Raw genomic sequence first — 22,325 nt, 5'->3', positions numbered from 1 at the left:
TTAAGAAAAATAGTATAAGCGCAGGCGGCGGCCTTGCCTACGCCAGAGGTTTGGCAAAGCCAAGTTTTCTAATACTATAAGAAAATTTAAAATTCAGCGGATTATAGTATAAGTGCAGCTAAGGCCTTGCCTACGCCGGGGGCTTGGCAAAGCCAAGTTTTCTAATACTATGTAAGAAGACATATAACTTTTAAGGATTATAGTATCAGTGTGTTGGCGGGTTTTGCTACCGTCAGGCATAGCTGGGTCAAGTTTTCTAAAAGGATGATTGAACATGGTCAGTCAGAAAATTAAAGAGAAGCTCAGCCTGCTTCCTAAACAGCCGGGCTGTTATCAGATGAAAAATGATCAGGGGGAAATTATCTACGTCGGAAAGGCGAAGAATCTTTTTAATCGTGTCCATTCTTATTTCAGTGGATCACATGACGCGAAGACGCAGCGGCTGGTTGCGGACATCGCTGACTTTGAATATATTGTCGTTTCTTCGGAAATTGAATCACTGCTGCTGGAAATTAATCTGATCAAGAAATACGAACCGCACTACAACATTATGCTGAAGGATGACAAAAGCTATCCATTTATCAAATTGACGAGTGAAAAATATCCACGCCTGATCATCACGAGAAAGGTGAATCGGAAAAGCGGCAAATACTTTGGTCCCTATCCCAATGTAACGGCTGCCAGCGAAACGAAGCGTCTGCTTGACCGGCTCTATCCGCTGCGCAAGTGCCGCACGTTGCCGAACCGTGTCTGCCTGTACTATCATATTGGCCAATGTCTCGCGCCATGCGTGAACAAGATTCCAAAGGAAACGTATGAATCAATGGCTGAAGACATTACACGTTTTCTCAACGGTGGCTATCAGGACGTAAAAAAACGTCTGAAAAAAGAGATGTTCGAGGCTTCCGATCAGCTTAATTTCGAGAAAGCCAAAGAACTGCGCGATCAGATCAGCCATATCGAAACGGTTATGGAGAAACAGAAGATTATTTTTAATGACCTTGATAACCGCGATATCTTTGGCTTTGCCTATGACAAAGGCTGGATGTGCGTCCAGGTCTTTTTTATGCGCCAGGGGAAACTGATTGAACGCAAGGTCTCGATGTTTCCTTTCTATCAGGAACCTGAGGAAGATTTTTTAACCTTCATCGGTCAGTTCTACAGTCACCAGAATCACATAAAACCGAAGGAGATTCTGATTCCGAATTCTGTTGACCGGCAACTGATCGAACAGATGCTGGAGACGGATGTTCTACAGCCGCAGCGTGGAAAGAAAAAAGATCTTGTCGCAATGGCAGTTAAAAATGCCGGCATTGCGCTGAAAGAAAAATTCTCACTGATTGAGCGGGATGAAAAAAGGACGATCGGAGCTGTCGAGCAGCTTGGTGAAGCATTGGATATGCCAGCGCCACGCCGGATCGAAACGTTCGATAATTCGAATATACAGGGTGCGGATCCGGTATCGGCGATGGTTGTGTTTGAAGACGGGCGTCCGAAGAAGAATGATTATCGAAAGTATCGGGTAAAAACTGTGGATGGTCCCGATGACTATGCGACAATGCGCGAAGTTGTGCGCAGGCGGTACGCACGCGTCCTGAAAGAGGGCAAACCGCTTCCGGATCTGATCCTGATTGACGGAGGCAGAGGCCAGCTTTCGGCGGCAATTGATGTGCTGGAAAACGAATTCGGACTTTATATACCAGTCTGCGGTCTGGTGAAAGACGACAAGCATCGCACCTCCCGACTAGTCATTGGTGATCCGCCGCAGGCTGTCCCGCTTTCACGAAACAGCCAGGCCTTTTACTTGCTTCAGCGGATTCAGGATGAGGTGCACCGGTTCGCGATCACGTTCCACAGACAGGTCCGGGCGAAATCGATGGTTCATTCACTGCTTGACGATGTACCGGGAATCGGCAAGCAGCGTAAGCAAATGCTGCTGCATAAGTTCGGGTCAATGAAGAAGATTCGTGAGGCAAGCAGCGAGGAGCTTCAAGACGCCGGTCTGCCGGAAAAAGTGGCTGTGTCAGTCAGGGAATACCTGGATACGGTGAAATAAAAGATGTTGTTGTTTCGCTCGCACAGGTTTGTTATAATTACGATAACTTAATTTTTTAAATATCTGAGTGATAGAGGAGCAATCTTCATCAGTAGACCGCGCGAGAAGAATGAACTTTGCAGACCGCGGTGGAAAGGGGAGCTTGCCGAAGCCGTAGCTGTTTCATTGCCGCCGCGAGCTGGACCTGTATTGAACAAGTGCAGGGCTGTCACACTGTAAGGTCGTTTCATGGCGTGCCTCGTGTGGAGAACTATCTCAGCATGTTGATGGCTATTGACGGTTCAGCAGCGGGGATTTTTCTCGCTGTTCTTTTTGTCATTGAAAAGATGATCAGGGACATGCTCCGAATGCGCCTGGGACGACAGACCAGAAAATGGGTTCGGCACATTATAATGCCGGTTAACTCAAAGGAGCGAATGAATGTGGCTTTAACGGTAATGAAATTTGGCGGGACTTCCGTCGCTTCGATTGAACGGTTGCAAAGCGCGGCGGAAAAAATCATCAGAAAAAAAGAAGCGGGAAATCAAGTGATTGTCGTTGTCTCAGCCATGGGGAAAAAAACAGATGATCTTGTGTCTCTTGCCCGAACAATTTCCGCTCATCCTTCCAAACGGGAGATGGATGTGCTGCTTTCAACAGGAGAGCAGGTAACGATCGCGCTGCTGTCAATGGTACTGATGGAACGCGGCTGTAAGGCAGTCTCGTTTACCGGCTGGCAGGCGGGAATCAAGACGGAATCGGCGCATGAGCATGCACGGATTCTTTCAATTGACACTTCGCTCATACGTCCGCATCTGAAAACAGGGTCGATTGTTGTTGTCGCCGGTTTTCAGGGGGTTACTGAGGACGGTGAAATTACGACATTAGGCAGAGGCGGCTCCGATACATCGGCAGTGGCGCTTGCAGCAGCTTTTGGTGCGGCGCAATGCGAAATTTATACTGATGTGACTGGCGTGTTTACGACAGATCCGCGTGTTATAAGTAAGGCAAGAAAACTGAAAGAAATCAGCTATGATGAAATGCTTGAAATGGCTTATCTTGGTGCCGGTGTTCTGCACCCGCGCGCGGTGGAATATGCGAAAAACAGCCATCTTGAACTTGTGGTCCGTTCCTCTTTCTCTGATGAGGAAGGGACGGTTATTAAGGAGGAAGTATCCATGGAAAAATCGAAATCAGTCAGAGGCCTTGCTTTTGAGAAAAATGTGACACGGGTGACTCTGCTCGGACTTCCCAATAACGTGACTGCTGTATCTCATGTGTTTGACGCAATCGCGGCAAAACAGATCAATATTGATGTTATTGTTCAGAATGTGCTCGATGAAGCGAGAACCAGTCTTTCCTTTACTGTTGATCAGGACGTTTTAAGCGATATACTGAATGTGCTGAACGATAAAGAAGGGGTACTTGGCTATCAGCAGATCATACATGAATCTCATTTAGCAAAGGTTTCCATCGTCGGTTCCGGCATGGCGTCGAACCCGGGAGTCGCGGCGGAGATGTTTCATGCTCTGGCTGCGAAGGGAATTAAGGTAAAAATGATCAGTACTTCAGAGATTAAGGTATCCACAATTATCGATGATGATAATCTGGTTCCGGCACTGGATACACTTCATGAAACCTTTCATCTGGCAGAAGAAGAATCACTCAGTTTGTAAAGAGACAAAAAGCAGGCGTATGCCTGCTTTTTGTCTTAATATAAGAAAGTTTAAAATTCAGCGGATTATCGTATAAGTGCGCTGGCGCCTTTGCCTTTGCCGGGGGCTCGCGGTGCGCCCGTGGCAAGCGAGCAGCTGGAGTGTCCGGCAGGTACAAGATCAGCGGCAAAGGACTAGGCTTAGTCAAGTTTTCTAAAGATCAATTTGCCGCTGAACGAGTAACCGAAGCAATAGGGTCTTTTGCATCCCATTTAACTGAGTAGACTACTTTTTTCTGTTTGCCGTTTTTGGTTTCCATGTAGCTCTCAGCAACATATCCGGTTTGCCGCTGAATTTGTTCGGCAATGAAACCTGCTTCAAGGGAGAAACTGCCTGAATCCGGATAATCATGAATTCTTGACGCGATCAGCGGTGAGCTGCATTCAAAAGTCATTTTATTTTTGGTCTTGCTGATCAGGCTGAGGGTCCCCCATCCGGCGCGATCAAAAAAATCAATGACCTGCTGCTCGTTTTCAAGCGGATACTGACGGGCTAATTTACGTCCTGACCAGTAGAGAATCGATGCCGTTTCCTTGCCAAGCAGCTCAGGAATCAGCAAACTTCTTATAAGTTCATACCCGAATGCCGGTACAGTTGCTTCTCCATAATGCTCCGGCTGCGGACGGGTTTCATTTTTCTTCATCACATTTATCCCCCCACTGACTAACTGACTATATTATAACTTTCTTTGCCATAATCCTCTATGGATGTGGGAGAAAGTACGTATTCTTATTGTATCATAGAGATTTCACACATCCGAGGTCATACATAAGCATTGCGTAGCCTTTTTGCAAGGGTACGCAAATTGTATTTCACAAAAACAGCGAACTATGTAAAACTTAATAAAGGAAAAATGAGAGGGTGAATATTTTTGAATTATCGATTGGAGCACGACACACTTGGCGAAGTAAAAGTCCCGGCAGAACGTCTTTGGGGCGCACAAACTCAGCGAAGCAAGGATAATTTTAAAATCGGATGGGAAAAAATGCCGATGGAGATCGTGTACGCACTGGCTGTTCTGAAAAAAGGTGCTGCCCTGGCCAATGCGCAGCTGCTGACTTTAGAACCGGAAAAAGCAGAGGCCATCGCTGATGCGGCGGACGAGGTGGTCTCCGGAAAATGGGACGGTGAGTTCCCGCTCGTTGTCTGGCAGACAGGAAGCGGTACACAGTCCAACATGAATATGAATGAGGTCATTGCGCATCGGGCGAATCAGTTGCTGGAAGCGCGGGGCAGCGCCATGCGTATTCATCCGAATGATGATGTGAATAAAGCGCAGAGTTCTAATGATACATTTCCGACCGCGCTGCATATAGCAGCTGTGCAGGCCATAGAAGATCGCGTGCTGCCTGCTTTGATGGAACTGAAGACCGCATTGGATGAAAAAGCGGAAGCCTTCCAAGCTATTGTCAAAATCGGCCGCACGCACCTTCAGGATGCCGTTCCGCTTACTGTCGGACAGGAAATCAGCGGCTGGTCGTATATGCTGGAAGTATCGAAAGCATTGATCGAAAGCTGCACTGATCATCTCCGCGGTCTGGCGATCGGCGGAACGGCGGTCGGCACCGGGTTAAACGCGCCTGCCGGTTTCGGCGATCTGGCAGCGGAAAAAATCAGTGAATTAACCGGGAAAGCGTTCCATGCTTCGGAAAATAAGTTTCATGCACTGACCAGCCATGACGCCGTGGTTGCGGCTCACGGGGCTTTAAAAGCACTTGCAGCCGATCTGATGAAAATCGCCAATGACATTCGCTGGCTTGCCAGCGGACCGCGCTGTGGTCTCGGCGAGCTTGAGATTCCGGCTAACGAACCTGGCAGCTCCATTATGCCAGGAAAAGTAAACCCGACACAGGCTGAGGCCGTGACCATGGCTGCTGTGCAAGTGATGGGAAATGATGCGGCAGTCGGTTTTGCAGCCAGCCAGGGCAATTTTGAACTGAATGTGTTTAAACCCGTCATTGGATATAATTTCCTTCAGTCAGCCAGCCTGCTTGCCGATGTCATGCATTCGTTTACCGTGCACTGCGTCTCAGGTATTAAAGTGAATGAAGACAGAGTGCGGGAGTATCTCCATCATTCATTGATGCTTGTTACTGCGCTCAATCCTAAAATCGGGTATGAGAAATCAGCACAAATCGCCAAGTTCGCACATTCAGAAGGTATTAGTCTGAAAGAAGCGGCTATGAAACTTGGTATTCTGAATGCCGATGAATTTGATCGTCTTGTTAAACCGGAAGAAATGGTGCATCCGCATCTGTAAATGCCTATGGGATGATTCCAGCTGCTGCGACCCAAAAGGTATAAATCAATTTCTCACGGTTATAAGTACAGGAATTTACGCTGTAACCATTCAAAATAACAATGGCTTGACTAAGCATCAAAGCGGAGGCGCGAATAACTAAAAGGGATTTTCACTAATGAAAGGGGATTTTCAATAACTATAAGGAACTTTCGATGGTTGAAAAGGAACTTCCGCTAATGTAGGGAATTTTCAATAACTATAAGGAACTTTCGCTAAGTGCGCATACGTCCTGTATGCAACGCGAAAGCCATCACGTCCTGTGAAAGTACGTCCTGTATGCAACGCGAAAGCCATCACGTCCTGTGAAAGTACGTCCTGTATGCAACGCGAAAGCCATCACATCCTGCGGAATTCGGGCCAGGTGTATTTTACGTTTTTTTCTAAGGGCGTTCCAAAGACGTTTGTGTAAACAGGTCAAACCGCGCACGCATCGTCCTTATTTTCATAAACTGGTATTGACTAAAAACCTTCCCCGCCCGCTCTTCTGCTGAGCAAGGAGGGGGAATTTTTGAAGGAAGAATATCACCGTCCAAAACCTTTGCTGACGAAGAGGGAGAGAGAAGTTTTCGAATTGCTTGTCCAAGACAAGACAACCCGAGACATAGCTAAAGAACTCTTCATTAGTGAAAAAACCGTTCGCAATCACATCTCAAACACCATGCAAAAGCTTGGTGTGAAGGGACGCTCCCAGGCGGTTGTCGAACTTTTGAGGCTCGGAGAACTCAAATTATAGCATCGGCCGGCTCCTGATAAAGAGCCGGCTGTTGTTTTTGTAATAGATAACAAATCATGCTTTTTTCATTGATTTTCATTTGCGAAAAATCAGATTTAATCCCAGACCCTAATTTGTTCAAGTAAAATAAACGATTTAAACGCATCATTTCGTTCTACTATAAGAAAGTTTAAAATTCAGCGGATTATAGAATAAGTGTGGCGGCAGTTTTGCCTTCACCATTTTATCCTTTTGATTCTAAAAATTATTTTTCGAATATAAAATCCAATTAATCGTTCACGAAATGTTCGATTTTTTGTAACCAAAATTGCAAATTTAAAAAATCAGCAGTAAAATTTAAGCGATGTAAGCGCTTCACCGATGAATCCATCAGAAAAAATTTTACGTTTTATGGGGAAGGGGAAGATAAAGATGCAATGGGCTCAGAATTATAATCCGTTGGGTAATATGTTTCTGTCTTTTCTTGTTGCCTGTATTCCGCTTGTGTTTTTTTTCTGGAGTCTGGCAGTCAAAAAAATGAAAGGCTACCAGGCCGGTCTTCTGACGGTTGGCGTTGCCATACTAGAGGCGGTTCTCATTTATAAAATGCCGATTCATTTAGCTTTGGAAGCGACCGCATTAGGCGGCCTGCAGGGACTTTGGCCAATTGGCTGGATCATTGTAACGGCGGTTTTTCTTTATGAACTGACGGTTGCTTCGGGAAAGTTCCAGATCATCAGTGATTCGATCACTTCTATTACACAGGATCGACGGCTGCAGGCTTTGCTGATTGCCTTTTCGTTTGGCGCCTTTCTCGAAGGAACGGCGGGCTATGGTACACCGGTTGCGATTGCCGGTGGTCTGCTTGCTGGCTTAGGCTTCAATCCCTTTTATGCTGCAGGGCTTTGCCTGATCGCGAATACTGCACCGGTTGCATTCGGAGGTGTCGGCATCCCGATCCTGACTTCGGGTCAGGTCACTGGAATTGATGTTTTTGCACTCAGTCAGATGGTCGGTCGACAGGTTCCTCTGCTGTCTTTAATTGTGCCCTTCTGGCTGGTTCTGATCATGGCCGGATGGAAGCGCACCCTTGAAGTGCTTCCGGCAATTCTGGTTTGCGGACTATCATTTTCCGGGACTCAGTTTCTAACTGCAAATTTTCTTGGACCTGAGCTGCCTGACGTGGCTTCAGCTATTGTGAGCATGGCGGCACTCGTTCTTTTCCTGAAATTCTGGCAACCGAAAACCGTTTTTCGGTTTAAAGATGAAGAGGAGCAGCCATCTGCAGCTTCTGTTCAACAACAAAAAACGTACACTTTCGGGCAGATTACGCGTGCCTGGTCACCCTTCGTTCTCCTGGTTCTGGTCATTTGCGTGTGGGGTGGATCATCAAGTTTTAAAGAATGGCTTGGCAAAGCGACGGTTATGATTCCGATCCCAGGATTGGATCAGATGATTGAGCAAGTGCGTCCTATTGTCACTCAGCCCACACCTTATGGAGCGATCTATAAGTTCGATGTGCTTGCTGCTACAGGAACCGCTATTCTTCTCACCTGCATTTTAAGTAAACTTCTAATCGGAATTAGCTGGAGGCGTTGGTGGGTGACATTCTGGCTGACTCTGAAAAAGCTGGCATTGCCGCTTGTGATGATTGTGTCCGTTCTCGGCTTTGCCTACATTGAAAATTATTCGGGAATGAGTGCGACACTTGGTTTAGGTCTTGCATCGACTGGTGCGATTTTTCCATTTGTTTCACCGTTCATTGGTTGGATCGGGGTGTTTCTCACAGGTTCGGATACCTCGTCCAATGCTTTGTTCTCGAATCTTCAGCATGTGTCGGCACGGCAAATTGGAGTGGATCCTACACTGCTCGTTGCTGCCAACTCAACCGGAGGTGTTGCGGCTAAAATGATTTCTCCTCAGTCCATTGCGGTCGCTACCGCAGCAACAGGTCTGGTCGGCAAAGAAGGAAATTTGTTCCGGTTTACTTTAAAACACAGCCTGCTTCTTGTATCCATTATCGGAATCATTACCTTGTTTCAGGCCTACGTATTTCAATGGATGATCCCGTAACATCGATGCATTTGTTAAAGCTAAGTTGAAAAAAAGACAGAGAAAAGTCCTATGTGGACTTTCCTCTGTCTTTTTTTCAAAAAACATCCATTCTGGAAATTCTTTGATTTTCGTGCCTGTTTGCTGCTATTAATCTGGAAAGCAGAAATGATAGTGCAAAAAATAGTCTGCATTAAGCATTCTTTAAGAATGGCCTGACATAATGTCTTTAAGCAAAAAAGCCGATACTGACGAGTATCCGGTGAAGGGTGATCTGAGGAGGAATTTGAGATGAACTTATTTAAAAACAGGCGTGTGGATTTTTATTTAATTGCGGTTATTGTTTTTTCGGGATTCATGAATTTTTTCCTGCTTAACAAAGCAGACACAAATGAGTATTACACAGTAGCGGTCAAGAGCATGATGAAAAATTTTCATAACTTTTTCTATGCTTCTTTTGATCCCGCAGGATTTATCACCGTTGACAAACCGCCAGTTGCGCTCTGGCTGCAGGCAATAAGCGCCAAACTGCTGGGATTCAGCAACTTCAGTGTTCTGCTTCCAGAAGCTGCGGCGGCAGTTCTATCAACAGTGCTTGTTTACCAGATGGTGAAGCATAAAGCCGGTAAGCTTGCCGCCTTTATTTCCGGAATGACCATGTCGGTGACACCGATTTTCATTGCGATCACACGGACCAATAACATGGACAGTATTCTGATTCTTTGTCTGGTTATAGCGGCATGGGCAGTACTGAAAGCCGTTTCCACGACTAAATTTCGCTGGCTCTTACTCAGTGTAGCAATGATCGGTATCGGTTTTAATGTAAAGATGTTTGAGGCCTTTATGATTGTTCCGGCAATCTACCTGCTTTACTGGATAGCAATGAAGGTCAACTGGAAGAAGAAAGTACTGCATCTTCTTGCTGCAACAATTGTTTTGGCAGGCATTTCGCTTTCATGGGCCATTATTGTTGATTCTGTTCCTGCCAGCAAGCGTCCTTATGTCGGTGGAAGCCAGACCAATTCAGTTCTTGAGCTGGCATTCGGTTATAATGGCGTATCACGATTAACCGGGCAGCAGGGCGGTGGACAAAAGTCAGGAACACTCCCAAAAATGTCCGACAGCAATCAGATGGAAAGCGGAACGCAGTCATCTGATAATCAGCAGGGGATGCCAAACATGAATGCCACTTCCGGAGAGAATAATAATTCCGGAGACGGCATGGGTGCTGCTGCTCCGGGCGGGATGAGAGGAAACCAGGGAGGCATGTTCGGGACGGGAAGCGCGGGTCCGCTGCGCCTTTTCTCCAAAGAACTGTCCGGACAGGCAAGCTGGCTGCTCCCATTTGTCCTTTTTGCTGTGATTGCGATTGCTGCTGACTGGTTCCGTCTCAGAAAGCTGGATGATAAACACAGGTTCACCATTTTCTGGCTTGCCTGGCTCATTCCAGCAATGATTTTCTTCAGTATCGCGGGTTTCTTTCATCAATATTATTTAAGCCTGATGGCACCGCCGATCGCGGCACTAGTGGGTATCGGGTTCTCGTACCTGTGGCGTGATTTCAGTGATCCCGATCATTCATGGCGGGGGTATCTCCTTCCGATCGCTTTTGGCTCCACGCTTCTTTTTGAGGCAGTGATCTTCTATCAGAACAGCATCGGAACGATTTGGACCGTGCTGCTCATTGCTGGCGGTATCCTTACGCTCGGTTTCGGAATTGTCTGGCGGTCTGCAGAACGGAAAATTCAAGGAGCTGTAGCCGGAACCAGCCTGTTCATTATGTTGCTGGCGCCACTGTATTGGACGCTACCTTCAACATTTAATCAGACAGGAAGTTCCACTCCGATTGCCGGGCCAAGCGACACGCAATCCGGCATGGGCGGTATGGGCGGCAGACAGATGAATGGGCAGCGCCCGAGTGGCTTTTCCGGAAATGGAGCTGCAGGTCCGGGCGGCGGCCAAAGTGAAGCACCATCAATGGGCGGCAATTTTGGTGCTCCTCAGGGGAACACTGGATCATCACAAGGCCAGTCTTCAAGTAATAATGAAAAGCGCATAGTAAGACGCGGCGGTATGGGTGAGCAGGTAAATACCAAGCTACTCACCTACTTGCGGAAACATTACAACGGTGAAAAGTTCATTCTGGCAGTTCCAAGTGCACAGTCTGCCTATTCGATCATGATGAAAACCAATTATGCAGTAATGGCCATGGGCGGATTCGGAGGCAGTGACCCTGCATTAACTGTAAGTAAATTGGAAAAGATGGTGAAGGCAGGAGAAATTAACTATTTTCTGATCTCTGAAAATGGACGCGGCGGGCAGAATACCGCGGTAACAAACTGGATCAAGAAACACTGCACCAAGGTTAAAACGAGTGAATGGTCCTCAAGCTCAAGTTCAGGCAGCCAAATCGGTCCAGAAGGTCAGTCAACGCTCTATGTCTATAATAAATAACAATAGCCAATGATTGCGATATGAAAATAAGAAGGAGGATGCCCATGACTGTTAAATATTCCGTTGTCGTGCCGGTGTTCAACGAAGAAAAAGTGATTTATGAGTCATATAAGCGGCTGAAAACAGTTATGGATCGAACGTACGAATCCTATGAATTGCTCTTTATCAATGACGGAAGCCGTGATCGGACCTCTGAAATGCTCAGTTATATATCTGAAAGTGACACAAATGTTAAAGTGCTTGAATTCTCACGGAACTTTGGCCATCAAATCGCAATAACGGCCGGGATGGATTATGCGACAGGTCAGGCTGTTGTCGTGATCGATGCTGACCTTCAGGACCCGCCCGAATTGATTCTGAAAATGATTGAGAAATGGCGTGAAGGCTATGATGTAGTCTATGGGAGGCGAGTCCAGCGAAAAGGAGAGACCCTTTTTAAGAAATGCACGGCAGCCATTTTTTACCGGACATTAAAAATGTCCACGGACATCGATATACCGCTTGACACGGGTGATTTCCGCCTGATTGACCGGAGAGTATGCGATGAAATGAAGCGGATACCTGAAAAAAACCGATTCATTCGCGGTCTTGTCAGTTGGGTCGGATTCAAACAGACGGCCATTGAATATGTACGTGAGGAACGGCTGGCGGGCGAGACAAAATACCCTTTAAAGAAAATGCTGAAGCTTTCGATTGATGGATTGACATCGTTTTCTTATAAACCGCTGAAACTGGCAACTTACGGCGGAGCGATCCTTTCGCTGGCAGGTTTTGTTTACATGATCGTTGCTCTTTCATTAAAATTGTTCACATCAAGCACGGTTCCCGGATGGACCTCATTGATTGTCATTCAGCTGCTGTTCAGTGGTTTCACTTTGTTCATCCTTGGCGTCATCGGTGAATATATTGGCAGAATCTATGATGAGACCAAAGATCGTCCTCTCTACATCATCAAGGAAGCCAAAGGGTTCGGTACGGCCAATCGCGTACGCTCCATATCCAGTGTCAAGCATGGGTGAGTGATCGATTGTCATTAAATGCATAATAAAATCCGGACAGACCTTATACCTGTCCGGATTTTTTTCATATTATAAGAAAGTTTAAAATTCAGCGGATTATAGTATAAGCGCAGCGGCGGCTTCGCCCATGCCAAAGATTTGGCAAAGCCAAGTTTTCTAATATTACATGGATATCATTTATGAGAGCTGGAACAGACTGCATGGTATACGCTTTACAGGGTCGGTGAGCGGACCTGATCGTAGCAAAGAAGCCATTATGATTTTAATCTGAATGAACTGTTAAATCCGCACCGAAAACGCCGTTGATCTGTCCTGACTGTTGAATCGGGAAGGATAGGGTGACACAGGGTTGTTTTGTAATTGCGGAAAAATAGGGCTCTGATACAAAAATGTTGCCTTTCATCGCTTCAAGGAACCACTGACGCGCGCCGGCATTGGCCAAAGCGGCTTCAGGTTCTGAATAAATGAAGGATCCGTCAGGAAGATTTGACCATACTGCTTCCAGTTCGGGATTGTTGTTTTTCAGTGTGTTCAGGATACCTCGGTGCCGGTTCGTCTCAATTGGCGAAAGCGGATGATCATTGATGAAGTGAAGAATAGTCTGTTTCATCTGACTGATTAACTCTGGATCTGTGGTCATCACCATACCTTTGTCTGTCTGAATGGAATTTTGAAGTTCGTCTGAGGTTCTGATAAGCTGTTTGTTCAGATCAAGCATCTGCGCGATGCTTTTGAATTGAGTGGAGATATCTTTCTCAACGGTTTCCGCGAGTGCCTGATTTGTCTGAGTCATTGCTGAAATCTGATTCATGAGTTCGGATATGGCACTGATGCTTGCTGTCTGTTGATTGACAGATTCAGCGGATTTTTTGCTGCTTTGTTTAATCGTTTCTACTTTTTGTCTGAAACCGCCAAGTTGTGTAATGACTTTTTTTAACTTTTCTGCGCCCTGATTAATGTCGGTGGTCTCCTGATTCACACGTTCGGTAGACTGCCGGATTTCATTCTGAATACTTTGTATCGATTCTTTTGTTTCAAGAACCGCCTGCTGCGTTTCACCGGAGAGCTTACGGATTTCATCGGCCACAACGGAAAAACCCTTTCCCGCTTCACCTGCGCGGCTTGCCTCGATCGCAGCGTTCAGTGACAGAATGTTGGTTTCCTCAGCAATTGAACCGATTAGTTGAAAAACCTGATCGATTTTTTGAGATTGTGCGACCAGATCGTTCATTTGCTGAATCAGCTGCTGATGACCGCGCAGAATACTGTTCATCGTCGCTTCCAATTCGTGAATGGATGCTGAAGAAAGCATGAGGTCATGGAAGGTTTGCCGGCTGTCATCCTGAACACGATTGACGGTAGCCAGTATTTGCTGCGATGACTGATGAATGACCTGCATTTGTTCATTGACCTGTGCGCTGTCCTCTGCTGTTCGTGCGGTATGTATTTTGAATTCAGAAACACTGGATTCACTGGAACTTGAAGATGCGCGCAGTGCGTCGGCCGCGCGCTTCAATTGTTCCACGATTCCCTTCAACTGATCGGCAGCAACCTGAATCTTTCCGATTGACTGACTGGCTGATTTGTTTTCTTCCACCTGGACCTTACGATGTTTTTTTAAGAGGATCACGCGATTCCCTCCAATATTTTTATTAAATTAAATCTAACTAAAAGTATAGCACGATATGAATGAATTTTCTTATTTTTTAGGCATTTGCTGGACAACACCTTTTTCAATATTTTATTTGACCTGGAGCAAGGTCACACCACATGATGAAGCGCCTGCCCGGTTCAAACATCTTTTTCGCTCAGAAGGTCTATTCAAAGCAACGGCTCGTATACATAGAAGTACAACCCTGTAGGGATTAAGGAGGGTACTCACGATGGATCGTCGTTCATCAATTATTATTTCAAGCGTGTCTCTTATTCTAGCCGTGACATTGCTGTCCGGTTGTGGAAGTATGGCAGATCGGCAGCCGGACAGTGTCACCTATGTAAATCGTAAAAGTGACCTGGCAAAAACAGCAACGCGTCAGCAATTTACAGAGCGGGTTCTTTATTTAAAAGACGTGAACGGTCTGGTTGCACCGCAGGCGGTTGGACTGCCCAAAACAGATCAAGCAACCAAGCAGGTACTGAATTATTTAGTTGATGACGGACCAGTGTCTGAACTGCTTCCTAACGGATTTCAGGCCACGCTTCCGCCTGGAACAGAAGTCAACCATGTGTCCATAGATCAAAGAGGAAATGCGACAGTAGATTTTTCTAAGGAACTGTTTGATACGCCTGCATCTGGCCAGACTCAGGCCATTCAGTCAATTGTATGGACGCTGACACAATTTCCGTCCGTTAAATCCGTGACGATTACAGTTAATGGGAAAACGCTGAGTGTCTGGCCGTCTACAAAAAATGAAGTGGGCGGCGGACTGACCCGCGCAGATGGTATTAATCAGGTTTCAGGAGGGGTTGCGGATATGAGCGGCAGCCAACCGCTCACCGTTTATTATCTAGCCGCCAACAAGGGGAAAACGTATGATGTACCCGTAACGGTGCGCGGCGCGGCGGATACTGACCGTGTGACCAGTCTTGTTCACGCTTTGATCCATGAGCCCGAATCTGGACCGTTTATCACACCCCTGAATCCTGAAACAGAACTAACGGAAAAGCCGAAAATAAAAAATGGTACTGTTTATCTCCACTTTAACGAAGCTATCTATGATAACAAAAAGGCGAAAACAATTAATGATCAAGTCATACGCAGCTTAGTACTTACGTTAACTGGAGATGCCGCGATTCAAAAAGTATCCATAAAGGTCGGACAGTCCACGAAGATGACGCTGGAGTCGGGAAAAACGATATCTGGCCCTGTAACACGGGAGTGGGTTGACGCTACGGGCATATAATGATCGGGATGAAATATGGTATAGTAAAGGGGAGCGCAGGATGCTCCTCTTTTTGGCGAGGGCGCATTAATCGGTGCAACGGGAGCAATTTAAACGTCATGAGACCAGATGGAAGAAAATATGATGAATTGAGAACGATCCAGATTCAACCGGATTTTATTATGCATCCGGAAGGCTCTGTTTTGATAGCTGTCGGCAATACGAAAGTGATTTGCAATGCAAGTATTGAAGATCGAGTCCCGCCTTTTTTACGCGGACAAAAGAAAGGGTGGATTACTGCTGAATATGCCATGCTGCCCAGAGCAACGCCGGAGCGTAATATGCGTGAATCAACCAAGGGGAGGGTAAGTGGAAGAACAATGGAAATTCAGCGATTGATTGGCCGTGCGCTGCGTTCCGTTGTCAATCTTGAAGCAATGGGCGAGCGAACACTTTGGATTGACTGCGATGTGATTCAGGCGGACGGTGGTACACGGACAGCTTCAATAACAGGCGCTTTTGTTGCCGCAGTGCTTGCTTTTAAGCGTGCGGTTGCACGCAAAGAAATTGTGAAAATGCCGATTCAGTCCTATCTGGCAGCGACCTCAGTTGGTATTCATCCGACATATGGCCCCATTCTGGATCTTTGCTATAAAGAAGACGCAACGACGGATGTGGATATGAATATTGTCATGAATGGACGCGATGAATATATCGAAATTCAAGGTACTGGCGAAGAAGCTACTTTTAACGAAAAGGAATTGACGGTACTCCTTGCACTGGCCAGAAAAGGCATTCATCAGCTGATTCAGGCAGAAAAAGCGGTGCTTGGTGATTGGACCGCAGAACAGAAAGCAGGTGCAGCGCATTGAAAGTATTAATCGCGTCCAACAATGAGGGGAAAATAAAAGAATTTAAAGCGCTTTTTGCACGATTCGGAGCAACAGTCTGTTCACTAAAAGATCTGGACCTTGATGTAGACGTACCCGAAACGGGGACTACTTTTCGCGAGAATGCGGCATTGAAAGCAGAGACACTTTCCCATATGACCGGTATGCTTACGCTTGCGGATGATTCCGGGTTATGTGTTGATGCTTTGAATGGGGCGCCCGGTATTTATTCGGCACGCTATGCGGGTCCGGATAAAAACAGCGAACATAATATTGATCTGCTGCTCAGCAGGCTTAAAAATATACCGGAAACTGAGCGTACGGCTCATTTTATATGCGTACTGGCAATCAGTCAACCAAATGGTCCGACTCATTTTGCGGAAGGTCGGTGTGAAGGGATGATCACCATGGAAAGACGCGGAACAGATGGATTTGGTTACGACCCTGTTTTCCTGCTTCCGGATCGAAACAGGACGTTTGCCCAGATGGGACATGCTGAAAAGAATAAAATCAGCCATCGGGCGCTGGCGCTGGAACAGCTGAGAAAAAACTGGACAAGTTGGGTGGGAGCGAGTAAATGAAAGCACTGATTGTCAGTGACACACATGGCCTGTCCCATGAATTGACCGAACTGAAAGAGCGTTATGCTGACCACGTAGACGCAATGATACACTGCGGCGACTCAGAACTTTATCCCGACCGGATGGAGATGGACGGTTTTTTTCCCGTTGAGGGTAACTGTGATGCCCCGGGCGCTTATCCGAATGAGCGTATAGTCAGAATCGGCGCTCTGAACATTCTGATCGCACATGGACATTTGTTTGGTGTGCGCCAGTCGCCAACGCGTCTCTGTGATTGCGGTCTTGAACGAAATGCCGACATCATCTGTTTCGGGCACACCCATGTTGCAGGTGCGTTCCAGCAGGAACACATGATTGTCATTAATCCCGGAAGCCTGCGTCTTCCACGCAATTATCATGAAGGCACTTACGTAATTCTGGACTACAATCAGCAAAAAAAGAGTGCGTGCGTTAATTATTATAATGCCGCGGGAGAACCTGTTGACATTTTTTCAAAATCATTTAATCTGACTGATTAATTGTTAGGTCTAAAGAATGGTGGATTTTTCCTTTTAGAAAATCCGGCTTCGTCAGGCTCGTGGATGGCGATGGTTCAGCCGGACTTAAAGTGCTATTCAAGGTAAAAAAAGAGAGCCGGTGGAAACCGGCTCTCTTTTTCGCGGAAGCGACACCGCTGTATGACAGGGAGTGATGAGGAGGGGCACTCATATGGCGGTTATCAGACATTGTAAAGTTTTGTCTGATAGTACATACTATGACGACAGTAAAGCAATGCGTGGGGAGATGAACAGGCGGAAACGCCTGTTTTTTCCACGCGCGAGTAAAAGAGGGTCGGCTCATATAAAAATGTGCAACCGCTTTTTTATTTGTGATAGACCGGTATCTCATTGCTGAAAAACGGATATACTGCCGATATGCAAATCAATCGGTCTGAGATCGGGTCAGGTTCGCGGAAGACAGTAATGAGGTGAAATAATGGTGGATGGCAATTTTTTTAAGGGCGCGTTGTGGGCAGCTGCTTTATGCATCCCATTCTGGATCGCAGTCATTAGTTTGCTGATCGCGTTCTGGTGACGGAAGTTCATTGATTGAACGCCCGAACCTTGATACAATCAAAGAAAAAGCACCGGATGAAGAGGGTTAAAGATGCTGATCAATGCCGACGAAATCGTAAGCAAGTTATCGCCAAATCAAAAAATTAATTATGACTCTGTGTTGCTGAAAATGATCGAATCCTGGAAAAAAGAGGGCGAGCGTCCGAATTTACTGATTCACAGCTGTTGTGCCCCCTGCAGTACTTATGTGCTCGAGTTTCTTTCTCAATATGCTGATATTGTTATTTATTATACAAATTCGAATATCCATCCGAAAGCAGAATACGAACGGAGAAAATATGTTCAGGAGAAATTTATTCTTGATTTTAATGAACGAACCGGCCATCATGTTCGTTTCCTCGCTGCTCCCTATCGTCCGCTTGAGTATTTTGCAAAAGTAAAAGGGCTGGAAAAAGAACCTGAAGGCGGGGCGCGTTGCAGTGTCTGTTTTGAGATGAGACTTGATCTGGCTGCAAAGAAAGCGAAAGAATTGGGCTGTGATTATTTTACCACGGTACTCACGATCAGTCCGCATAAGAACAGCCAGGTTGTGAACAAAATCGGGCTCATGATTCAAAAAACGGATAACTGTCCCTACCTGCCTGCTGATTTTAAAAAACGCGGCGGCTACCAGCGTTCTGTGGAAATGTGCAAAGAGTATGCCATTTACCGTCAGTGTTATTGCGGATGTATTTTTGCAGCGTTGCAGCAGGGTGTTGATCTCGTTCATGTAGTGCGAGAGGCAAAGTCAGCTTTAAAAGATACGGAAAATGTAAATAAAACTCAAAAAAAATGTAATAAAGAAAAAACATTACTATAATAAAAATTTTGCAAATAAATGTAGCTTTCTGTTACTTTCTCTGTTAAGCTAAAATTGTAATTCGTAAAAGTAATAACCCCCCTTTTAGGACCTTCTGTAACTGTAAGGTCCGTTTTTCTTGCAAGCAAAAAATGTAGCATTTTGTCGTATCAAACTACAGTACCATGTTTAAGTGGAGGCGCCCCGCAGCAAGCGGGCAGCCAGAGCGACGATGCAGTTCAATGGTACAGATTGATGAACCATGGTTGAAGAAGGAACTTCCGATGCTAAAAGGAAGGTAAGAGCTGGGTAATGTCCTGTAAACAGCTTTTGAAACGATTGCTTTTAGAAAGTTTTTAAAAAGAACACAACAAAAAACTTGTGTTTTGATAATTCCAAGTTATATAATATGAATTGCCTTCTGTTTCTGATATGTAACATCCTTTTCGTTCGCTTCTCAATAATTTGAGAAGCTTTTTTTTGTTAATTTTAACCATATTATCAGCTGATCACTAAGGATTGCGCATGCGTGCATACTATTGCATGAGGTGAATACAATGCGGACAATGTGGAAGGGCTCTATACAATTCGGACTTGTTTACATTCCGATTAAGCTGTATACAGCAACAGAAAACAAAGATATTCGCTTGCGCATGTTGCATAAAGACTGCATGGCGCCGATCAATTATACACGAACCTGTTCTAAATGTGGAAAAGCTGTAGAAAATGACGGAATTATCAAGGGCTATGAATATGCACCAGGACAATTTGTCGCGATCAGTGAAGAGGAACTGAGCGATCTTCAGGATCATGCAGATAAACATATTGAAATCATCAATTTTGTGAAATTAAGTGAAATTGATCCGATTTACTATGAAAAAGCATATTTCATCGGTCCTGACAGCGGAAATGGTCTGCGCGCCTTTTCATTGCTGAAGCAAGCGATACAGGACACCGATAAAATCGGAATTGCCAATATTATTATCCGCTCAAAACAACATTTGGCTGCGATTCGCAGTTATCAAAACGGCATGCTGCTCGAAACGCTTTATTATCCTGATGAAGTGCGCGGCATCAGCGAAGTGCCGGGAATCAGTGATCTTGCTCCCGAGCAGGAACCCAAAGAACTGAAGATTGCCAATCAATTAATTGATCAGCTGACGACCGCATTCAATCCGACTAACTATAAAGACGATTATCGCATGAAACTGAAAAAACTGATCGACGAAAAAGCGGCCGGTATGCCGGCCAGACAAGAGACAGGTCCTGTTTTGTCGAAGCCTAATGTAGTTGATCTGCTGTCAGCGCTTGAAGCGAGCGTAAAAGAAACGAAGCCAAAACGAAGAACGGCTGCACGTAAAAAAAAGACGGTCTGATCTGATGAAAATAAATCCATTGATCCCATTTGAACCAATACGCACTGAAGTGATCCCTGAAGGATCGGATTGGATTCATCAGGTGAAATGGGATGGTGTGCGCCTGCTCACTTATTATGACGGTTCGGAAACACATCTGTTCAATCGAAGAAAGAATGAACGCACCATGATTTATCCGGAATTATCAATGATCGGAGATATGGTCAAGGCACATTCCATGATTCTGGACGGAGAAGTTGTTGTATTGGATGAGGAGGGGCGCCCATCTTTTCATGAAATTATGAAACGCGACCAATTGCGTGATTCATCACGTATCGATTTGATGATGCGGATGCTGCCGATTAATTATATGGTTTTTGACATGCTTTATCACAACGGCTGCTGGATCAATCATCTGCCTTTTTGCGAGCGAACAGAACTTTTAAAAGAAGAGCTTCCTGAAAATGAACACATCCATTACGTTCCTTCGTTTGAAGATGGCCCCGCGCTTTTTCATGCCGTTGAACTAAGAGGTATGGAAGGCATTGTTTCGAAAAAAAGGGACAGCCCATACATGATTAATGGAAAAAACAGAAACTGGAGAAAAATTAAAGTGATCCGTGATCTCATTGCCGTTGTTGGCGGAGCTATCTTTAAAAATGGGACGGTAAACGCCTTGCTGCTGGGCCTTTATGAAAAAAAGCGGTTCATCTATATCGGCCGGGCGGGTACGGGGAGACTCTCGGATGAAGATTGGCAGTTCCTGACCCAACTTGCCAGCCAGATGGCCGCGGAAAAAAATCCATTTGCCAGTCCGGTAGAGAAGGTTGCCGGCATTCACTGGATGAAACCAATAGTTACGGTCAAAATCGCCTATCAGGAATGGACAAACGGCCAGGCGCTTCGCCAGCCGAGCATTCAGGCCATTGTTGACATGGATCCAAAGCAGTGCACCATGGAAGAGAGGAATGAATAATGAAGCACGATACGATGACCGAAGCTGCTCAAATGGTGATCACACATCCGGAGAAACCGGTCTGGGGTGAGCCTTCGATCAACAAGGAGCGATTTATCGCCTATCTGGAACGGGTTGCACCGTTGATGCTTCCTTTTTTACAACATCGTGCACTGACGGTTATTCGATATCCTCACGGAATACCCGGCCCGTCCTTTTTTCAAAAACATTGGCCCGATTATGTACCGGAATGGGTGCGCACGGATGTAGAAGGAGCATCTCAAAACATGGTCTGCAACAATTTGGATACGCTGAAATGGCTTGGCAATCAGCTGGCGGTCGAGTATCACATTCCATTTCAGAAAATCGGATCAACCGGTCCTGAAGAAATTGTGTTCGATCTGGATCCACCTGAACGTGCATATTTTCCGCTCGCTGTCCAGGCAGCACAAAACATGCATGATCTGTTTGGACGATTAGCCATTACTGGATTTCCGAAACTGTCCGGAAGCAGGGGCCTGCAGATTCACATCCCTGCTTTCGGGCTTGGACTAAGCTATGCGGACACACGGCTTTTTACATCTCTTATCGCAGAAATGCTGGTCAGGCAGTCTCCTGATCTGTATACCATTGAGCGGCTAAAGAAGAATCGGGGCGGTAAACTGTATATTGACTATGTTCAGCATGCGGAAGGAAAAACGATCATTTGCCCTCTGTCGCCGAGAGGGAAGGAGGGGGCAACCGTGGCAGCTCCTTTATTCTGGAAAGAGGTCAATGACCGGTTGCGGATTGAATCGTTTACGATACAGACTGTGCTTAAACGCGTCAAGCAAGGCATCAATCCGATGCATGCGTACTTTTCGTGCCGCAATGAATCGCTGACGGCGATCATCAGACATCTGAAGAAACATGTCAATAATCGCTAATCAGGAAAAACGGGCAATCCTGACTTTTACATGCTGCTGATGCCGCGTGCAATCCGGCCGATAAAATGGATATTGACAAAATCAATGACCTCACAATTGACGTCTTCATCATTGCGAAGCATCAGTGACTTCCCGGTCAATAATTTTGATTTTCCGGCAAAAAGACGCTGATCAATCGTTTGAACGATGATCCGATCGCCCTCAAGAAACATTGCGCGTGGTTCGATTATCCAGACAGAAAAATGCCGGATGTCGATAAAATCAACCAGATCGATATTCAGACTGTAAAGAGCAAAAGTTTTCGGAAAGACATGCTCTTTTTCATGAATGGCATACGGAAAATAATGATTTTGATTAACTACATGCGGCGAGATCCATTGACCGCCTTTCAAATCAGTGACGTAAGGGAGCCTGACAATCCGAGTGGGTTCCAGCTGAATGTTAAACACCTCCAAACCATTCATGAGAAATTCATTACTTATTCATTCTGCGCATAGCAACAACGTCAATATAATCGTAATTATTATGGACTAAGCAGATCAGGCATGCAACTG

18 protein-coding genes and 1 riboswitch are annotated in these 22,325 nt (G+C 45.8%); of the genes, 15 read left to right on the top strand and 3 right to left on the bottom strand.

Annotated elements, in window-relative coordinates:
• Positions 1 to 274 precede the first annotated feature (274 nt).
• Entirely contained in the window at positions 275 to 2,056 is a 1,782-nt protein-coding gene (gene uvrC / locus M3N64_RS01185; protein ID WP_249095921.1) for an excinuclease ABC subunit UvrC, read from the top strand.
• A 63-nt stretch (positions 2,057 to 2,119) separates the two neighbouring features.
• A riboswitch (Lysine riboswitch) is annotated at positions 2,120 to 2,317 on the top strand.
• A 161-nt stretch (positions 2,318 to 2,478) separates the two neighbouring features.
• Positions 2,479 to 3,711, top strand: coding sequence for an aspartate kinase (locus M3N64_RS01180; protein ID WP_249096858.1), 1,233 nt, complete (start codon positions 2,479 to 2,481; stop codon positions 3,709 to 3,711).
• 199 nt (positions 3,712 to 3,910) lie between these two features.
• Here M3N64_RS01180 and M3N64_RS01175 read toward each other — a convergent pair whose 3' ends face one another.
• The gene (locus M3N64_RS01175) at positions 3,911 to 4,393 is read right to left on the bottom strand and encodes a YslB family protein (RefSeq protein WP_249095909.1); all 483 of its coding nucleotides are present in this window, start codon (positions 4,391 to 4,393) and stop codon (positions 3,911 to 3,913) included.
• Between the two features lie 228 nt (positions 4,394 to 4,621).
• Here M3N64_RS01175 and fumC point away from each other — a divergent pair, with 228 nt between their 5' ends.
• The 5 genes from fumC to M3N64_RS01150 all read left to right on the top strand — a co-directional run bounded on the left by fumC (position 4,622) and on the right by M3N64_RS01150 (position 12,289).
• The gene (gene fumC / locus M3N64_RS01170) at positions 4,622 to 6,010 is read left to right on the top strand and encodes a class II fumarate hydratase (protein ID WP_249095905.1); all 1,389 of its coding nucleotides are present in this window, start codon (positions 4,622 to 4,624) and stop codon (positions 6,008 to 6,010) included.
• Positions 6,011 to 6,560: 550 nt separating this feature from the next.
• On the top strand, positions 6,561 to 6,785 hold the full coding sequence (locus M3N64_RS01165) for a helix-turn-helix domain-containing protein (protein WP_010026148.1): 225 nt from the start codon (positions 6,561 to 6,563) through the stop codon (positions 6,783 to 6,785).
• Positions 6,786 to 7,196: 411 nt separating this feature from the next.
• Positions 7,197 to 8,837 carry an L-lactate permease gene (locus M3N64_RS01160; protein WP_249095902.1) on the top strand — a complete coding sequence of 547 codons (1,641 nt, stop codon included), beginning with the start codon at positions 7,197 to 7,199 and terminating at the stop codon, positions 8,835 to 8,837.
• 270 nt (positions 8,838 to 9,107) lie between these two features.
• Positions 9,108 to 11,270 carry an ArnT family glycosyltransferase gene (locus M3N64_RS01155; protein ID WP_249095899.1) on the top strand — a complete coding sequence of 721 codons (2,163 nt, stop codon included), beginning with the start codon at positions 9,108 to 9,110 and terminating at the stop codon, positions 11,268 to 11,270.
• Between the two features lie 38 nt (positions 11,271 to 11,308).
• Complete coding sequence (locus M3N64_RS01150) at positions 11,309 to 12,289, top strand: glycosyltransferase family 2 protein (RefSeq protein WP_249095897.1); 981 nt, start codon at positions 11,309 to 11,311, stop codon at positions 12,287 to 12,289.
• A 262-nt stretch (positions 12,290 to 12,551) separates the two neighbouring features.
• Here M3N64_RS01150 and M3N64_RS01145 read toward each other — a convergent pair whose 3' ends face one another.
• The gene (locus M3N64_RS01145) at positions 12,552 to 13,919 is read right to left on the bottom strand and encodes a methyl-accepting chemotaxis protein (RefSeq protein WP_249095894.1); all 1,368 of its coding nucleotides are present in this window, start codon (positions 13,917 to 13,919) and stop codon (positions 12,552 to 12,554) included.
• A 253-nt stretch (positions 13,920 to 14,172) separates the two neighbouring features.
• On the opposite strand from M3N64_RS01145, the gene M3N64_RS01140 reads away from it, so the two are divergent.
• The 8 genes from M3N64_RS01140 to ligD all read left to right on the top strand — a co-directional run bounded on the left by M3N64_RS01140 (position 14,173) and on the right by ligD (position 21,771).
• Entirely contained in the window at positions 14,173 to 15,192 is a 1,020-nt protein-coding gene (locus M3N64_RS01140; RefSeq protein WP_249095890.1) for a GerMN domain-containing protein, read from the top strand.
• Positions 15,193 to 15,290: 98 nt separating this feature from the next.
• The gene (rph, locus tag M3N64_RS01135; protein WP_249095887.1) at positions 15,291 to 16,043 is read left to right on the top strand and encodes a ribonuclease PH; all 753 of its coding nucleotides are present in this window, start codon (positions 15,291 to 15,293) and stop codon (positions 16,041 to 16,043) included.
• Entirely contained in the window at positions 16,040 to 16,642 is a 603-nt protein-coding gene (locus tag M3N64_RS01130; protein ID WP_249095885.1) for an XTP/dITP diphosphatase, read from the top strand. The genes rph and M3N64_RS01130 overlap by 4 nt, the downstream gene beginning before the upstream one ends.
• Entirely contained in the window at positions 16,639 to 17,160 is a 522-nt protein-coding gene (locus M3N64_RS01125) for a YfcE family phosphodiesterase (RefSeq protein ID WP_249095882.1), read from the top strand. The genes M3N64_RS01130 and M3N64_RS01125 overlap by 4 nt, the downstream gene beginning before the upstream one ends.
• A 631-nt stretch (positions 17,161 to 17,791) precedes the next feature.
• On the top strand, positions 17,792 to 18,556 hold the full coding sequence (locus tag M3N64_RS01120) for an epoxyqueuosine reductase QueH (protein ID WP_249096856.1): 765 nt from the start codon (positions 17,792 to 17,794) through the stop codon (positions 18,554 to 18,556).
• A gap of 536 nt (positions 18,557 to 19,092) precedes the next feature.
• Positions 19,093 to 19,911, top strand: coding sequence for a non-homologous end joining protein Ku (gene ku, locus M3N64_RS01115; RefSeq protein ID WP_249095878.1), 819 nt, complete (start codon positions 19,093 to 19,095; stop codon positions 19,909 to 19,911).
• Between the two features lie 4 nt (positions 19,912 to 19,915).
• The gene (locus M3N64_RS01110) at positions 19,916 to 20,866 is read left to right on the top strand and encodes an ATP-dependent DNA ligase (protein WP_249095865.1); all 951 of its coding nucleotides are present in this window, start codon (positions 19,916 to 19,918) and stop codon (positions 20,864 to 20,866) included.
• Positions 20,866 to 21,771, top strand: coding sequence for a non-homologous end-joining DNA ligase (ligD, locus tag M3N64_RS01105; protein WP_249095862.1), 906 nt, complete (start codon positions 20,866 to 20,868; stop codon positions 21,769 to 21,771). The genes M3N64_RS01110 and ligD overlap by 1 nt, the downstream gene beginning before the upstream one ends.
• A 26-nt stretch (positions 21,772 to 21,797) precedes the next feature.
• Here ligD and M3N64_RS01100 read toward each other — a convergent pair whose 3' ends face one another.
• The gene (locus M3N64_RS01100; protein ID WP_249095860.1) at positions 21,798 to 22,235 is read right to left on the bottom strand and encodes a hypothetical protein; all 438 of its coding nucleotides are present in this window, start codon (positions 22,233 to 22,235) and stop codon (positions 21,798 to 21,800) included.
• Between the last annotated feature and the right edge of the window lie 90 nt (positions 22,236 to 22,325).

Origin of the sequence: Sporolactobacillus mangiferae, from assembly GCF_023336505.1 — a bacterium.
Taxonomy (GTDB): Bacteria; Bacillota; Bacilli; order Bacillales; family Sporolactobacillaceae; genus Sporolactobacillus; species Sporolactobacillus mangiferae.
The sequence above is the reverse complement of the archived record's forward strand: the minus strand, read 5'-3'. Positions and strand labels throughout refer to the sequence as shown.

Excerpts from the sequence above, each read along its gene's own strand:
- uvrC (WP_249095921.1), top strand. The coding sequence starts at position 275 with ATGGTCAGTCAGAAAATTAAAGAGAAGCTCAGCCTGCTTCCTAAACAG.
- M3N64_RS01175 (WP_249095909.1), bottom strand. The coding sequence starts at position 4,393 with ATGAAGAAAAATGAAACCCGTCCGCAGCCGGAGCATTATGGAGAAGCA.
- M3N64_RS01160 (WP_249095902.1), top strand. The coding sequence starts at position 7,197 with ATGCAATGGGCTCAGAATTATAATCCGTTGGGTAATATGTTTCTGTCT.
- M3N64_RS01155 (WP_249095899.1), top strand. The coding sequence starts at position 9,108 with ATGAACTTATTTAAAAACAGGCGTGTGGATTTTTATTTAATTGCGGTT.
- M3N64_RS01150 (WP_249095897.1), top strand. The coding sequence starts at position 11,309 with ATGCCCATGACTGTTAAATATTCCGTTGTCGTGCCGGTGTTCAACGAA.
- M3N64_RS01140 (WP_249095890.1), top strand. The coding sequence starts at position 14,173 with ATGGATCGTCGTTCATCAATTATTATTTCAAGCGTGTCTCTTATTCTA.
- rph (WP_249095887.1), top strand. The coding sequence starts at position 15,291 with ATGAGACCAGATGGAAGAAAATATGATGAATTGAGAACGATCCAGATT.
- M3N64_RS01125 (WP_249095882.1), top strand. The coding sequence starts at position 16,639 with ATGAAAGCACTGATTGTCAGTGACACACATGGCCTGTCCCATGAATTG.
- ku (WP_249095878.1), top strand. The coding sequence starts at position 19,093 with ATGCGGACAATGTGGAAGGGCTCTATACAATTCGGACTTGTTTACATT.
- M3N64_RS01110 (WP_249095865.1), top strand. The coding sequence starts at position 19,916 with ATGAAAATAAATCCATTGATCCCATTTGAACCAATACGCACTGAAGTG.
- ligD (WP_249095862.1), top strand. The coding sequence starts at position 20,866 with ATGAAGCACGATACGATGACCGAAGCTGCTCAAATGGTGATCACACAT.
- M3N64_RS01100 (WP_249095860.1), bottom strand. The coding sequence starts at position 22,235 with ATGAATGGTTTGGAGGTGTTTAACATTCAGCTGGAACCCACTCGGATT.